This window comes from Bacillus sp. LLTC93 (genome assembly GCF_002993125.1).
Classification (GTDB): domain Bacteria; phylum Bacillota; class Bacilli; order Bacillales; family Bacillaceae; genus Bacillus; species Bacillus zhangzhouensis.
The window spans coordinates 305,222-319,940 of the sequence record NZ_PVME01000004.1 but is presented as its reverse complement, the minus strand read 5'-3'; the positions used below and the strand labels follow the sequence as shown (position 1 = coordinate 319,940).

The 14,719-nt window shown below is 43.1% G+C and carries 16 protein-coding genes; 7 read left to right on the top strand and 9 right to left on the bottom strand.

Annotated elements, in window-relative coordinates; all coding sequences use genetic code 11:
- Positions 1-97: 97 nt before the first annotated feature.
- Complete coding sequence (locus tag C6W18_RS15195) at positions 98-772, top strand: GntR family transcriptional regulator (RefSeq protein WP_105928103.1); 675 nt, start codon at positions 98-100, stop codon at positions 770-772.
- A gap of 135 nt (positions 773-907) precedes the next feature.
- Entirely contained in the window at positions 908-1,204 is a 297-nt protein-coding gene (locus C6W18_RS15190) for a DUF3817 domain-containing protein (RefSeq protein WP_105928102.1), read from the top strand.
- 32 nt (positions 1,205-1,236) lie between these two features.
- Here C6W18_RS15190 and C6W18_RS15185 read toward each other — a convergent pair whose 3' ends face one another.
- Positions 1,237-3,486, bottom strand: coding sequence for a hypothetical protein (locus C6W18_RS15185; protein ID WP_223251722.1), 2,250 nt, complete (start codon positions 3,484-3,486; stop codon positions 1,237-1,239).
- Between the two features lie 156 nt (positions 3,487-3,642).
- Between C6W18_RS15185 and C6W18_RS15180 the strand changes: the two genes are divergently transcribed.
- Genes C6W18_RS15180 through C6W18_RS20115 form a run of 3 tightly spaced genes read left to right on the top strand, consistent with a single transcriptional unit; the run spans position 3,643 to position 4,233 of the window.
- The gene (locus C6W18_RS15180; protein ID WP_105928100.1) at positions 3,643-3,861 is read left to right on the top strand and encodes a hypothetical protein; all 219 of its coding nucleotides are present in this window, start codon (positions 3,643-3,645) and stop codon (positions 3,859-3,861) included.
- 13 nt (positions 3,862-3,874) lie between these two features.
- Positions 3,875-4,057, top strand: coding sequence for a hypothetical protein (locus C6W18_RS15175; protein WP_034324730.1), 183 nt, complete (start codon positions 3,875-3,877; stop codon positions 4,055-4,057).
- Complete coding sequence (locus C6W18_RS20115) at positions 4,057-4,233, top strand: hypothetical protein (RefSeq protein WP_189318105.1); 177 nt, start codon at positions 4,057-4,059, stop codon at positions 4,231-4,233. Before C6W18_RS15175 ends, C6W18_RS20115 begins: the two co-directional genes overlap by 1 nt.
- A gap of 441 nt (positions 4,234-4,674) precedes the next feature.
- Here the strand turns inward: C6W18_RS20115 and C6W18_RS15170 are convergent, their stop codons facing one another.
- Both C6W18_RS15170 and C6W18_RS15165 read right to left on the bottom strand, forming a co-directional pair.
- On the bottom strand, positions 4,675-5,097 hold the full coding sequence (locus C6W18_RS15170; protein WP_034324729.1) for a pyridoxamine 5'-phosphate oxidase family protein: 423 nt from the start codon (positions 5,095-5,097) through the stop codon (positions 4,675-4,677).
- A 294-nt stretch (positions 5,098-5,391) separates the two neighbouring features.
- Complete coding sequence (locus C6W18_RS15165) at positions 5,392-6,261, bottom strand: SDR family oxidoreductase (protein ID WP_034324727.1); 870 nt, start codon at positions 6,259-6,261, stop codon at positions 5,392-5,394.
- Between the two features lie 160 nt (positions 6,262-6,421).
- Between C6W18_RS15165 and C6W18_RS15160 the strand changes: the two genes are divergently transcribed.
- Positions 6,422-7,033: a class I SAM-dependent methyltransferase gene (locus C6W18_RS15160; protein ID WP_105928099.1), complete on the top strand. Its 612-nt coding sequence runs from the start codon at positions 6,422-6,424 to the stop codon at positions 7,031-7,033.
- 16 nt (positions 7,034-7,049) lie between these two features.
- Here C6W18_RS15160 and C6W18_RS15155 read toward each other — a convergent pair whose 3' ends face one another.
- From C6W18_RS15155 to C6W18_RS15145, 3 genes are all read right to left on the bottom strand, one after another.
- The gene (locus C6W18_RS15155; RefSeq protein WP_105928098.1) at positions 7,050-9,137 is read right to left on the bottom strand and encodes a BglG family transcription antiterminator; all 2,088 of its coding nucleotides are present in this window, start codon (positions 9,135-9,137) and stop codon (positions 7,050-7,052) included.
- Between the two features lie 132 nt (positions 9,138-9,269).
- Positions 9,270-10,352, bottom strand: a complete 1,083-nt coding sequence (locus C6W18_RS15150) for a C45 family autoproteolytic acyltransferase/hydrolase (RefSeq protein ID WP_105928097.1) — start codon at positions 10,350-10,352, stop codon at positions 9,270-9,272.
- Positions 10,353-10,438: 86 nt separating this feature from the next.
- Positions 10,439-11,071: a GDSL-type esterase/lipase family protein gene (locus tag C6W18_RS15145; RefSeq protein ID WP_105928096.1), complete on the bottom strand. Its 633-nt coding sequence runs from the start codon at positions 11,069-11,071 to the stop codon at positions 10,439-10,441.
- Between the two features lie 416 nt (positions 11,072-11,487).
- Between C6W18_RS15145 and C6W18_RS15140 the strand changes: the two genes are divergently transcribed.
- Entirely contained in the window at positions 11,488-12,123 is a 636-nt protein-coding gene (locus tag C6W18_RS15140) for an FMN-dependent NADH-azoreductase (protein WP_024425558.1), read from the top strand.
- A gap of 34 nt (positions 12,124-12,157) precedes the next feature.
- Here C6W18_RS15140 and C6W18_RS15135 read toward each other — a convergent pair whose 3' ends face one another.
- The 3 genes from C6W18_RS15135 to pxpB are packed head-to-tail and all read right to left on the bottom strand — an operon-like array spanning position 12,158 to position 14,705.
- Positions 12,158-12,931 carry an IclR family transcriptional regulator gene (locus tag C6W18_RS15135; RefSeq protein ID WP_105928095.1) on the bottom strand — a complete coding sequence of 258 codons (774 nt, stop codon included), beginning with the start codon at positions 12,929-12,931 and terminating at the stop codon, positions 12,158-12,160.
- A 5-nt stretch (positions 12,932-12,936) separates the two neighbouring features.
- Entirely contained in the window at positions 12,937-13,962 is a 1,026-nt protein-coding gene (locus tag C6W18_RS15130; RefSeq protein ID WP_105928094.1) for a 5-oxoprolinase subunit C family protein, read from the bottom strand.
- On the bottom strand, positions 13,959-14,705 hold the full coding sequence (gene pxpB, locus C6W18_RS15125; RefSeq protein WP_105928093.1) for a 5-oxoprolinase subunit PxpB: 747 nt from the start codon (positions 14,703-14,705) through the stop codon (positions 13,959-13,961). Before pxpB ends, C6W18_RS15130 begins: the two co-directional genes overlap by 4 nt.
- Between the last annotated feature and the right edge of the window lie 14 nt (positions 14,706-14,719).

Below are 14,719 nucleotides of genomic sequence, written 5' to 3'. Positions count from 1 at the left end.
TCGATTGTACGATATTGACTTTTTATACAGGCTTGCTTAGAGGCAGGAACTTGGATAACATGAGACAAAAGATCATGAGTAAAGAGGGAATGATGGGATGAATTCATTCGAGATTGAAAGACCAACACCGTATTACATGCAATTTTATGAACAGCTGAAGCAAATGATATTTGATGGACAGTTTCAGCCAGGTGAGCGAATCAATGAAACACAGCTTGCCAAACAATTTGGCGTGAGCCGATCGCCGGTTAGAGAGGCCATGAGGCTTTTAGAAAAGGATGAGCTATTAATCGCTGATCATAAATCAGGCTATTCCGTCTATACGTTAACGGAAAGAGATGTCGAAGAACTTTATCAAATTCGGATGGCCTTAGAAACACTTGCCGTTCAGCTTGCTTGTAAGGAAGCTGAACAAAGAGAGATTGATGAAATTGAGCAAGTTCTCACACAGGCGGACAAAGCGATCAAGCAGCAGCGGTCATCTAAAGAGATCGTCCAGTTACACGAAGCCTTTCACCAAAAAATCATTCTAGCCAGTCACAATGACCGCTTATGTAAACAATTGAATCATGTGAATGCACTCATTCACTTTTGCCGCATCTTCCATTTTAGCGGCGGGACGCGGGCTGATACAATTCAAAGGGAGCATGCAGCCATTTTCGCTAAGATCGAAGAGCGCCGTTCCACGGAAGCCGTTCAAGCGATGACAGATCATTTATTACATGATGTGACGCACTTAAAGCAAGTACTCTCTGAAACAACCAAAGGTTAAGTGACTCTTCCTTTTCCCATTTTTTAAACATTACATGAACATATTTTGAATTTTTCGTAGATTTTAGCATGTCCGGACGATCTTTCGTTTATATTAGAAGATGAGAAACTAGGTTTGATACAGGAGGATTTGTCTATGCATACAAGTATTAGCCGTCTGCGACAGGCGGGTTTTATTGAGGGTATGTCTCTTTTAACCCTTCTTTTAATTGCCATGCCTCTAAAATATTTTGCGGGTATTCCGATGGCAGTCACCATTGTGGGCTCTCTTCATGGCGCATTGTTTGTGATCTATATGCTCGTTTTGGCATATGCGACATTTAAAGTTCGCTGGCATTTGAAATGGTCCATCGCCGGTTTCTTTGCGGCATTCATTCCTTTCGGCAATTTCGCCTATGATAAGGTGCTTCGCCAATTTGATACAAAGTCTTAATAGAAAAAGCGCTCCTTTACAGGAGCGTTTTTTTAAATCGATGCATATTTCACAATGGATGCTTGACGCGTCATTTCGTGATACGCCACCCATAATTCATCACCAGGCAATACGCTAGTGATAGGATCGATTGGCTGTTTCACTTCATACAGCATGCCATTTCTCTCCACCTGAATGATGGCTAACGGGAGATGGCCGATCACCCCGGCAAAGGCAACCTTGGTTACTTTTGCACTTCCTTGTTTCTCTTGTAACAAGGTCATTTCTCTATCCATATCTTCTTTCTTTGTCTGGATCGTGATTTGTGTTCCTGCTGCGATCTGCATATGATCAGGGATGAATTGACTGACCGTTTTTGTGATGGACTGCTCTCCGTTTGAAACAGTCACATCCAGCAGGACAGGTTTTTGTTCATGAATGGCAATTGGGTATTGCTTCACACGCTGGATGGTTCCTGTTAACGTCACATCTTTCCCCGATCGATTCCGCACCTCATGGCCATAGGCTGTCATTTTCAGCTGACCGTTGATGTCAATGAGATCAGCTTTCTCTCCTGTTTCAAATTGAAAACCAGTGGCTTGAATCATCGGGATAACGTAACTTTTCTGATCTGACTCAAATGTAAGTGATAAAACGGTGCCTCGCCCTACGGTTCCATATGATTCTATTTTTCTTAAAACAGCGCCTTCGATGATCTTTGGCTGGCTTGGCTGCGAGGAGTCGCCCTCTTTTAAAAGCATCGCCTTTTGTTTCTTCGGATGATAATAAATGACAATATGTTGGCCAGGCTGTGGCATCTGGGTGTATGATACAACGGTATTGACCGTCTTTTCTATGCTTTTTCCTTCATATTGAAATTGGAGCTGCAAGCTGACAACTGGCTGTTCGTTGATATACGTCCCCGTTTCTCTCACAGACACAATATAGGCTTGTAATGTGACACTGTCCTTGATCTTGTTCTTTCTGATCAGTCTCAATATCGGCGGAAGGAAAATGGCAATCACAAATAATAGCAGTGGAATAAACAGCCAAATCACCCAGTTGATAACCAGTGCCCCGCCTTTCATGACATATTGTGTAAAGGTATCGACAGACGTTTGATGAGCTGGACTTGCGTTTTCAATTGAGATGATTGTTTGTAAAGGAAATTCCTTCAGCTCATTGGTCTTCGTCTCATATGCACCCGTTAATTGCTTGTTAGATGAATAATAGAGCCAATTGCTTTTCACATTTTTATTGAAAGAGAGCGCTTGTCCTTGTAAGGATTCATAAGACAAAGAGTGAAAAAGTTTATCTGCAGACGTGGCCTTATTTGTTCGATGGTTATAAATATACCCCGTCAGCTTGCCTTTAGCTTCATCCTTTGTGGTAGAGCCTGCAATAAGAACTTCCTCCTCATTGAGCTGGTACACGTAGGTTTGGTAAATGGGTTTTGATGTTGGAACGACTTCTCCAAGCTCTCCGTCTGCTTTCACTTTCCGGGCCCTTTTTGGGTATTCGGATTCAACCGCTACAGCAAAGGCCTGCGATGATCCAATCGTTTTTTGCAGTTGCTGCTCAACTGTATCATCAATGAGACTAAACGGTTCAGCCCCTTTGGATACATAGACCCCAAGCTGATGTTTGTGATTAGAAATACCGCTGACATACGCCTTCTCGTCATTTTTTAAGGTGATTTCAAATATTGGAATAGGGGTTTGTCCCTTAAAGGAATTCATGACTGCATCAATGGACACAGGCCTTGCTGGCAACTTTAGCTGGTTGAGATTGTGCACATAAAACTGACCATCCTTTAGCTCACCGATGACCGCAGCTGCACCTTCCATTTCTCCTGTAAACACAAACCGTCCATTCCATTGATATGTATTCGTATTTAAAAATGATGGGATCTGTAGTTTCTGTTGAACGAGCTCTTTTTTTTCTCCATTTGGAGACAGCTTCTCGATCATCAGCTGCTCGTCTTTATTTTTTAAAGCCAGCAAGAGGTTGTTACCTTGAATGGATGGCCACATTTCATTAAATGGGTCGCTTGCTGTGGTCCATTCCTTGATTCTTTTTCCTGAACGAGGATCATACATTGCGTAATGGAGCTGCTGGTCTTTTGATACAGCACTCACCACTCGTTTTCCTTCATCAAATGCGAAGATTCGCTGGACGTCATTCTCTGTTATTTTCCCATTCTCCAAATCATCCTGGTAATGATTCCATAACATGATACTGATAATGATAGCTGGAATAAAGAAGACAATATATTTTAGGAAAATCACTGGTATTCTTTTCACTTGATCGCTTCCTTTCATGAGGTTCCTTTATCATATACGTCAGTACAGCGAGATTGTTTCATTCTAGAAGAAACCATTCCAATTCCAAAATCCATATTTTACAAACTCGGTTGTTTGCGATAAAATCCAATCAGATTCAAAAAAGGAGTTATCTCATTGGATAAGCTAACCTCTATCATTCTAGCGGCATGGCTACGTGTTCCCCGTTGGTTCAAACAATGGCTGCTCGTATCCATTTTCATTTTCTTTTTTTATATGTGCTTTGTAAAGGGGCTGACTCGCTGGCACACCTTGCCGCCCGTTACCTTGATCTCATGTGCTATTGGTTCCTTCTTCATTTGGATGATATGGCTACAAGATCAAAAAAATAAGTGAAAAGGGGAAAATCATGAAAGAATCCATCCTTTATTTTGCTATCTCTTTTGTTCTGCAATTGGTTTGGTTTGGTATTGTGCACACAGATAAAGGCGTGACACTGCTGGACATGCTCATCTTCTCTATTTTGTTTGCGGTGATGTTCTTTTTTATTGAAAGGATTTGGCGGTATCAGAAGAAAGGAAGAAGTGAGTGATGATGAAGTATGTCCTATTGACTGCTATCACCTGTGTGTTTGCTGTTCTATTTTTGATGGCGAATCCTTTTGGTGGGGATGCTATGCGGATGGTGTCTACCTTCATCTTTCCTTTCCTCGGGATCATCGGTCTCGGAATCTTATTGTTTGACCCACTTAAAAAGGCTGCCAAATAGATGGCAGCCTGCTTCTTACTCTTTTCATGCAAATAAATAATCAATTTGTGATCTCCGTCACGGAGTTTATGAGTCAAGATTCGATCATATCAGTGTGTCATATGTGTTCCGAGTGAACCTACGTTTGAAAGTAAACGCCATGGAAGTTCTGGATAACAAGACAACGAAAGCCCTACCTCTCATTCGTCCTTACGGCTCCGAAGCCGTGCCAGTGTGAATTGTAAATCAAAACGTCTTTTTTCATTCTTCCGCTTTTATAGGGGGCGGTGCAGAAGGAAAAGAATAAGTTTGTTCGCTTTAACAGCGTCTCGTTCTTATCAAGTAGAAGCTCTATTGCTTCTCATTATGTCATAGAAAAAAGAAAGTTTACTTTCTTTATTTATTTGCTTATTTCAACACTTAATAACAAACTATAACACATTCCCCCTACTTACGCAAGTGTTAAAGTGATAATTCTGCTGGTGTACGGCTTCCTTCATTCATATAACGGATGGAAGTTGGGTCAATCTTCAGAATCACTAGATTTGGATCATCTTTGCCTTTAAACCATTTCTCCATCTCCTCTGACCAAAGGCGGTCGATCAGCTCTGGATCATCTGTTAATGTAGCGGTGCCTGCAATTTCTGCATACGTGTCACCGAATCCTTCACCTGTATATCCAATGAGAATATGAACATTCGGGTTTTTTTCAATTTCGTCTGCTTTATGTGTTTCTTTGCTCGTTGGTGTATATAGCGTCAGCCCTTCATGGAAAAAAGTCATGTAGCGGGTATGCGGCTGATTCTGTTCAACGGTCGCTAGTGTTCCAACCTTTTGCTCATCTAATAAGTTTAGAACCTTTTGCTTTAACTCTTCTTGTGACATAGATCTTCACTCCTTCAAAGTTTCATCCGTACTCATAGGTTTCCACGACAATCCATTCATTAAACAAAGAAATGTGTTTTTCATAAAAAGAGAGCTTCTAGCTGATGCTATAGGAAATAGGTTCAATGAAGGGAGAAGTTGGACATGCCTCATGAAACGATGTTCCATTTGGGTTCACTTGTCATTGCGGCAGTTGTTGTGGGCATTATCGTATGGTCTGTTACATCTGTGCAGAAGAATCGCAAGAAATACTAAAAACACCGCCCAATCGAAGCTGGGCGGTGGCACTATTGATCATGTATTCATAAAGGAACCGCCATTGACGTGAAGCGTTTGTCCCGTCATATAAGACGATTCGTCAGAAGCAAGCAGCACGAAGCAGCCAACATGCTCCACAGGCTGTCCTGGTCTTCCCATTGGGGTTTCTGCCCCGAAGCTTTCCACACTGTCTTCGTCAAATGTAGATGGAATGAGCGGCGTCCAAATTGGACCAGGCGCTACACCGTTCACGCGAATCCCATCTTTCACAAGCGACTGTGCCATAGAACGAGTAAAGCCGTTGATGGCCCCTTTCGTCGCTGTATAATCGATGAGCACTGCGTTACCTCGATATGGATTGATGGATGTTGTATTAATAATTGAACTTCCCGGTTTTAAGTAATCAAGTGCCTTCTTCGTAAAATAAAAATAGGAATAAAAGTTGGTTCTAAAGGTTTGGTGAAGCTGTTCACTAGAGATATCTTGAATTCGTTCTTTCGGATGCTGTTCAGCCGCATTATTCACTAAAATATCTAACTGACCAAAGGCTTCAACCGTTTTTTCTACCGCTTCCTCGCAAAAGGCTTCGTCTCCGACATCTCCTGCAATCGTTAAGCATTTGACGCCTTCCTGCTCTACACGCTCTTTCGTATCTTCTGCATCCTCATGTTCATTTAAATACACAATGGCGACATGTGCTCCTTCTTTGGCATATGCAACAGAAACGGCACGTCCAATTCCACTGTCTCCACCTGTAATCAGGGCAACTTTCCCTTTTAGCTTGCCAGACCCTTGATACGATTCATCCTCAAAGATCGGCGCAGGATTCATTTCTCTTTCACTGCCTGGCTGCTGATCCTGTGTTTGACGCGGAATGCCATTTGTTAAGTATTCACGTAAATCCATGTGTAAGCTCCTCCTTGATTTGTTGATGTATCCTTTCATTACCACTTCATTTTTTCACTCAAACATAACTATGCTGTACAGATGCGTTTTGAAAAACAGGTGGTTATGTTTCAAATTAGGAAAAATCGGTTACTTGATCATCAAAAAGGAGCGTTCTCATATGTTGTCAACCATTTCGAAAACCTTTAGCAGACCAAAAGGCTGGCTTGGAAGCATCGCGGGCTTCATTATGGCAAATGAAAATAAAGCATTGAATCAGTGGGCGATCCGCCATCTAGAGCTTGATGATGGTGAAAATATTCTAGAGATAGGCTATGGCCCCGGCTATAGCATGAAACATATGTTGAAGCATTATGAGGATCTTCACATTGATGGGCTGGATGCCTCTTCGACCATGCAGGAACAAGCGCGGACTCGCTTGAGCAAACGATCAAAAGACAAACAGGTCCGGCTGTATGTCGGGAAAATTGAGAAAACACGTCTGCCGGGAGAGCAGTATGACAAAGTGCTTTCTGTTAATAATTACACGATTTGGGATGACCCAAAGACCGGCTTACTCAATCTTTATCACACCTTGAAGCCGGGCGGAAAAATTGTCATTGTGATGCAGCCAAGAGAAAAGGGCGCTGACGCCAATCGGACAAAAGAGATGGGTGAAAACATACTGAATGACTTACAGTTTGCGGGGTTTGAACATTTTTCTGTTGAGTACGAGGAAATTCGTCCAACCCTCGCTGTCTGTGTCACGGCAAAAAAGCCGAGAAGCGAATAAGCTCTCGGCTTTTTTCCTACCACTTTGCCTCTTTCACAAATTGATAGAAAAGCTGATGTAATTTCTGTTCAATCTCTTCCTTTGACCCATGTCCATAAAGCGCCATGCTTTCTTCACTTTCAATGATGGATGAACTGATCAGACTAAACATTTCAGAGCCTTCCTTGCCAAGCTCCAGCGGCGCTAGCATCATGAGCATTCGTGACATCATCTGCTGACCGCCATCCATGCTTTTGACCTCGTATGCCTCATCAAGATCATAGATATGAAAGATAGGCTCTTTGATCAATTCATGCTTTAAGTGAAAAAGAGCAAACTCAGTACCTGGAATCCCTAAACCGCCTTGTTGTTCACGTTCAAGTAAGCTGGTTGCCACATTGTCCGCATGTTTTACATATCCTTCACTTTCAATCTGACGAAGCAGCTGTCTGATTGTTGCCTCATGATGCGGCAGCGTCTTCTTATTTTCTAAAGTGAAATGAGACACAATGCCGCGAATCACAGACATATAGTTCGTTATCTGCTCTGCAACTGCCATCATATCAATGGTTTCTTGCACGGATTCTTTTACAGATTCTTTCGTTCTTTTTTTCTCTATCATGTAAGGAATCTTTCGTTTAATATGAGCCTTCACACGCATGGCGTCATCCTCATTTAAAAGCGGACTGACCATGATGTAATCGATATGATCATATGGAATAGGAACGGTTGATACAATCATGTCATAGCTCGCAGCATCAATTTCCTTTAGCTCCATCAAAGAAGATAGATCGAATTTAGCGATCTCTGGCAGCTCTTTTTTCAACCGTGATGCGAGCATTTTGGAGGAACCGATTCCGCTTGAGCAAACGACCAATGCATGAATCTTTGTTTCTTCTTTTTTGATTTCAAGCACTGAACCAAAGTGCAGCACAATAAAGGCGATTTCATCCTCTGGAAATTCAATCTCCGGAAAGAAACGCTCGACTCCTTCTTCGATGGCCATAAAAAGCAAAAAGTAATCTTTTTTGATTTGTTGTGTGAGCGGGTTATAAATTCTCATCTTTTCCTTTAAACGGTTCATGGCAGGTTCAAGATGAGACACGAGTCCCTCGTACAATGAATCATTTTCATTTAAATGGTAGCCGGTTTTATTTGAAATAAAATCAATGAGCTTTTTCGTTCTCAGTGCTATATCAAGCTCAATCTCATCAATGCGGTATTCTGCTTGAAAGCTGCGATTTGCACTGCGCAGGTGGATGGTCATATATCCAACCTCTGCTTCAGGGATCTCGACATTAAACATGCGTTCAAGTGCTCTTGCGATTCGCAGGGATGATTGATATTCTTTCGTCCGCTTTAATTCAAGCAGCTCTTCTTCTTCCATGCGAATGGTTTCGCCAATCTGAATGCGTTCGATGGCATACGTTAGGTGAACGACAAGTGCAATATAGGCACTATCAGACAATGAGAGCGACAGTCGATTTTTCAAATGAAAGAGCAGTCTTTCTACCTTAAGCAGCTGCCCTCTGCTGACAACCCCAAACACCTTTTCCGTCGCTTTCGTTCGATGCTTGATATTCATTTCAATCGTTTCTAAAAATAATTGAATATCGAGCCGGTCGACGATGAGGTTGCCGACAATCTTTCGTTTGGCTTCCTCCGGTCCTTTTAATTCAATGCCATACCCGCGTTTTCGTATCAGCTGCAAACCGTAAGGCGCGATCCACTCCGTCAGTTCATCTAAGTCATAGCTGATGGTCGCATTTGTCACCTGCAAGTCGGCGGCAAGTGTATATAATTTAACCGGTTCCTTTGCTTCAAGCAGCGCACATAGGATTAAGAGCTTCCGTTCATCCGAACTATATTCAATTTGATCCTCATTTGAAATGTGAGCAAGAAGCCGCTGTTTGTCCTTCTGTTCTCCGACCGTCTTCAAGCCTTTCCCCGGTTGTTTATCTAGCGAAAGTTGATAATTCTTTAAAATAGGTTTAATGGATTTGAGTTCTCTATGGATGGTTCTTGTACTCACCTGAACAGAATCGGCTATCTCACGAATGGTGACATAACGATTTTGCTGAATGATGTATTTGATGACTTTCTGTTCTCGTGCCGTTATGTACATGAAATGCCTCCTTCTGCTTACATAGGTCTATTGTCACACTTTAATATAAAACGCTTTCAACCAGCGATGCAATCTTTAGTTCATCTGACTTTGGCACATTGACTGTGACAAAAATGAAAGACCATGTCCCGGTCAGACGTTTTTCCAAAATGACGGTCCATACTCCTTTTGATGAAATTGAACCTTTTGTTCACGGAAGGGCAGTGTGCCCCCAGCTCTTAATGAATAAGTTCGGTTGTATACTGGAGAGCCAAAGCAATAATCCATCGTCCCTTCCTCCGGCCGGAACATGACAGTTCGCATCGTCCCAAACAGCTCCTCGTAATTGTGCACAGTCAGACCATCTGGATATTCTGTCTGAAATAGTTTGATGAGAGAATCGCTTGATCGTTGTTCTTCTAAAGCCTCTATTAACATTTCGTATCTGACGACAGAATGATGCTTGGTCATCCCTTTTACCGTTTGATCAGCAAGCGGATGATTCGTTGCTGCAATATAACCATGCTCCGGTCTTCTAACAGCTTTTTGTCCGTCCATCATTTCAATCGCAGCCGCCTCTCCTTTTCGATCGGCCAGCATGAGGTGCACATTTGAAGCAACAGGCATTTCCTGTATAGAACGAATGGCTTCCTCAACTGTTTCACAGTATTCCAGAACAGATCGAATCACATGATATACTTGCAAACCAGCAACGGCTGGCGGCTTTAAGCCGGGTTCATTGCCAATTGGCGGTCCGCATGCAGAGAATGTCACAGAAAGACCATGCTCATTCATCCCGTCAGACCTGCCAAACAACAGCAGTGACGAGCCTGTATGAACGGCTAAGCCTTCTACATGTGTAGACACAAGGCGCATATCATCAAACATCGGGGAAAAGTCATAGTTACGTAGCAACACCGTTTGTTGATCTGTCGTCTTTTTTCCCTGCATGACGCAATGGGAGCAGCCTGGCTGCAGATGCGATGAATAGTAAAAGGTCAAATAGGTTTCATCCAATTGCAGTTCATCACAAAACCCCGCGATCTCTTCATCTAATTGAGGGAGATATGGAAGCAGTAGCTGCTTCGTTTCCTTCACAGCCTCTTTTGCCATCGGTTCTGTTCGAATGTATTGTTTCTTTAGCAAAGGGTTCTCCTTAAGCCAGACAGCCTGCTGCTTTCCTACCTCATAAGCTGTTCCTTTCATTTCATGAAAATACGCGTTGATCTCTTGCATACATACACCTCTTTCGCCTTCGTTTCTTTTATCATATCGAAACAGCCCTTCATTTAAAAGAATGAAAAAACTGCAATCCCACCGGATTACAGCTGTTTAGAGGATTGTTGAAACAGTGCTTCTGCCATTGCTTCATATCCTTTATGGTTCGGATGAAATTGATCAATCGATAAGTAAGCTCTTTCGTGTCCTTCAAAAACGCGGTAAACATCCACAACTTCTACATGCGGACTAGCTGCCAGCAATCGAAGATGATCGTTGTATTGCTGCAGCCATCTCTCTGCTATCGGAATCCCAGGAAAAGGATTATATAAATTCAATAAATACACACAGTATGGCTGATGCTGCCCTCTTTTGATTTGAGCGATTTCTTGAATCATTTGCCTAAAATTCGCCTGACAATGCATGGACGCTTGCAGTAGTTTCTTTTCATCTCCACCTTCTTCATACTGTTGAACAGCTTGAACAAGATCATTCCCGCAGCCTGTAATAGTGATGATGTCAGCTTTTGCAATAGCACGTCTCACATCAGACCGCTTGAAAAGCTGTAAGATTTCCTCCGTCGTTAACCCTGATTTCGCAAAAACGGACAGCTCGACCGGCGTATGCAGCCTTTTTTCAAGCATCGCCTTAAACCGCTCGGCAAAGCCCCCACCAAATAAACGTGCCCCCACCCCGACCGTTAAGGAATCTCCAATCGCAACATAGGATCGTCCCATTCTTATCCCTCACTCTCTCCTGCCTTCTCTTATATATACGAAAAATGAGAACAGATGCTTGTAGCAGATGGCTTAGGGGCATTCATCTTTTTTTCAAATCCACAGAATGAGACGCCTTTACAAACTCTTTACTTGCGATATCGATCGATTTTTTGTTCAATGGGAGTAGGCTTTTTATGCTTAAATCCTTGTTTCAACGTGTTCCAGAAAAATTTACAAACTTTTTATCTTGATTTCGAGACTTTATACCTTGACTTCAAACTACATTGTGATTACAATGAAAATATCAGTTTTTATGTAACTGTGCTTGTTACATCTTTTTCATAGCATTCCAATATGATTAAAGATGCCACATATTCAGTGTATCTTTGGGATACGCTAAAAAAATCACTGAACCCGAAAGGATTGAATGAATTATGGCAAAAGTTTTATACATCACTGCACATCCGCATGATGAAACAGTTTCTTACAGTATGGCTACTGCTAAAGCATTTATCGAATCTTATAAGGAAGCAAATCCAAGCGACGAGGTTGTACATATTGATTTGTACAAAGAAAACATCCCTCACATTGATGCAGATGTATTCGCTGGCTGGGGCAAGCTTCAATCTGGCGCTGGCTTCGATACACTTTCAGCTGAAGAGCAAGCGAAAGTTGCTCGCCTAAACGAATTAAGCGATCAATTCGTTTCTGCTGACAAATATGTATTTGTTTCACCACTTTGGAACTTCTCATTCCCACCAGTTCTTAAAGCATACATCGACTCTGTTGCTGTAGCTGGTAAAACATTCAAATACACAGAGCAAGGTCCTGTTGGATTATTAACAGACAAAAAAGCGCTACACATCCAAGCACGTGGCGGATACTACTCTGAAGGTCCTGCTGCTGAACTTGAAGCAGGTCACCGTTACCTTGGAACAATTGCAAACTTCTTCGGTATTCCTTCTTTCGAAGGTCTTATTGTTGAAGGTCACAATGCTGAGCCTGCGAAAGCAGAGCAAATTAAAGCAGATGCAATTGAACGCGCAAAAGCTTTAGGAAAAACTTTCTAATCAATCATACAGAAAAAGCCAATGATCTTGACGGTCATTGGCTTTTTGTTTGTGTAGATGAAAAACCTAGTTCTCTCGAAATACCGCTGGCGGATTTTTTGACCTGATCAATTAAGTAAGGAAGTCGTTCCTTTTGGTATCCTGCTTCAAATCCTGCAATGCTAATACCTGCGACCACTTCCCCGAGATGATTGAAAATAGGCGCTCCAATAGCAGCTGTATAGTTTTCAAGCTCTGAATAGCTCAACGTATAGCCCCGTTTATTTGATTCTTCGAGTATGTTCCGCAGAACTTCTTTATCTGTGATGGTTCCAATTCCGATTTTCCCTAGCTCGATCGAGTCAATATAGGCCAGTCTCTCTTTCTCTGGCAAAAAGGACAGAATACTTCTCGCACAGGCTCCCGCATATAGTGGAGATCGCCTGCCGACAGCGGTGTAGAGCCGAACAGGCTGCGTACCTTCGATTTTTTCCACGTAAATGGCTTCGTCTCCCTCACGAATAATGAGCTGTACAGCTTCTCCCACTTCATCTCGCAAGCTTTCCATAAAAGGCTTCGCAATCCTCCGAATATCAAGGCGGTCGGCTACAAGCTGACCATATTCAAGGAACATCAATCCTAACCGATAAACACCGGAATCATGCTTTTCTAATAAACCCATATCCGCTAATGAGCTCGCCATTCGATGTACAGATGTTTTTGGCATTTGGGCTAGCTCAATCATCTCATTTAACGTTAATTGTTCGTGTGTGATAAAAAGCCGCAAAATCTCCATTGACTTCACAACGGTTTTATTTGTGTTTTGCATGTTCCTCACCTTTTCTCAAACGAAAATGCTTCCAGCTTTACTCTTGCGGTCAGTTCCCTGAGTTTCGCCTCTTGCTTGAACAGTGCCTGTTCTGCTTCATGATGGTCGATTTGCTTAAAATACAGATTCGCACCAGGCATTGCCTGTGCAATGAGCGGCAGATCTACTGTCGCCACTTCTCCAATTCTCGGGTATCCTCCTGTTGTTTGGCGATCTGCCAGCAGAATAATTGGCTGACCGTCAGGAGGGATTTGAACAGAGCCAAAGGCAACAGCTTCTGAAATCAATTCAAGCTTTTGCTTTAAGCGAATGGGTTCTCCTTTCAATCTGCATCCCATGCGATCTGATTGGGGCGTGACCTGGTAGGGCTGTTCAAAAAAGGCTGTTTGAGATTCTTCCTGAAAATAAGAGAGATGTCGGCCTCCCAACACCCGAATCACTGGTGATTTCCGCAGCGGCAAGAAATGAGCATGACTCACTGTCCAATCAGGGGCACTATATCTCACTTGTTTCTCTTTGCTTTTTAGCATGTGAAACAGGCTCACCGCTATCGGTGATGGCTCTCCAATAGTCAGGACGTCTCCTTTTTCTAGCGGACGCCCTTTCAGTCCACCTATCCCCGCTCTCACATAGGTGCTTTTGCTCTGCATAACTGGCTCGACGTCGAATCCACCTGCCATAGCAAGATAGGAACGGCAGCCTCTTTTACAAGGTCCAAAGGTGATGGTGCTTCCTGCTCGAATAAAAAGAGGCTTCCATAAAGGTGCTGGCTCTCCATCAATATCGATCTCCACATCAGCGCCAGTGACTGCAATCAGCTGATCCTTCTGACACGTCAACACAGGGCCTGGCCCCATCAATGTGATTTCCAGCACAGCTGCATTTTTTTGGTTTCCGGTGAGGATGTTGGCGATTCTGAGTGAGAGTGGATCCATGCCGCCACTCGTTAAGACGCCATACTTCTGATAGCCTTTTCGCCCTTTATCCTGAATGGTTGTGAACATCCCCGGCTTGATGACATGAATACTCAACGTTCTGCCTCCTTCATGCTCAAAAATTCCTTTTCAGACATTTGGACAAATCTGACCTCGTCCCCTGCCTTCAGTAGACTTGGTATCTCATCATCAGGCCGAAACAATGACAGCGGGGTTTGTCCAATGAGCTGCCAGCCTCCTGGTGTGGAAATCGGGTATACGCCTGTCTGCTTCCCCGCAATGCCCACAGACCCTTTCGGAATAGACATTCTCGGTGTTTCCCTGCGCGGAGCGGCGATTTTTTCAGAAAGCCCACCTAAAAACGGAAACCCCGGGGCAAATCCAATCATATAGACAAGATACGTCCCTGTTGTGTGAATACGCACGACTTCTTCAGGCGTCAACCCATTGATGCGGGCGACTTCTTCTAAATCAGGACCAAGCGCTCCTCCGTAACAAACAGGAATTTCGACGATGCAGCTCTTTGCCTGAAACCCCACCTGCCACTTGTCTTCAAGAAGTTTTTCGATATAGGCTTTGACCCATTCATATGGAGACATGCCATGTTGATCAAGATGAGCAGATTGATGAACGGTATACGGTTCGTAAAAAACCGTCACGTTTGTAAAGGCCTGAACGGCTTCAACATATCCGTCAAATGGATGCTGTTCAATACATGCAAACAACTGCTCAACACGCTCATGAATCTCTTCACGTATGTCGGCTCCAGCTTGAATGACGATCGCTGCATCTCCTAGCGGGTGGAAGCTGATAGAATCTTTTATCGTCGAAAACATCACTTGAGGACACCTCT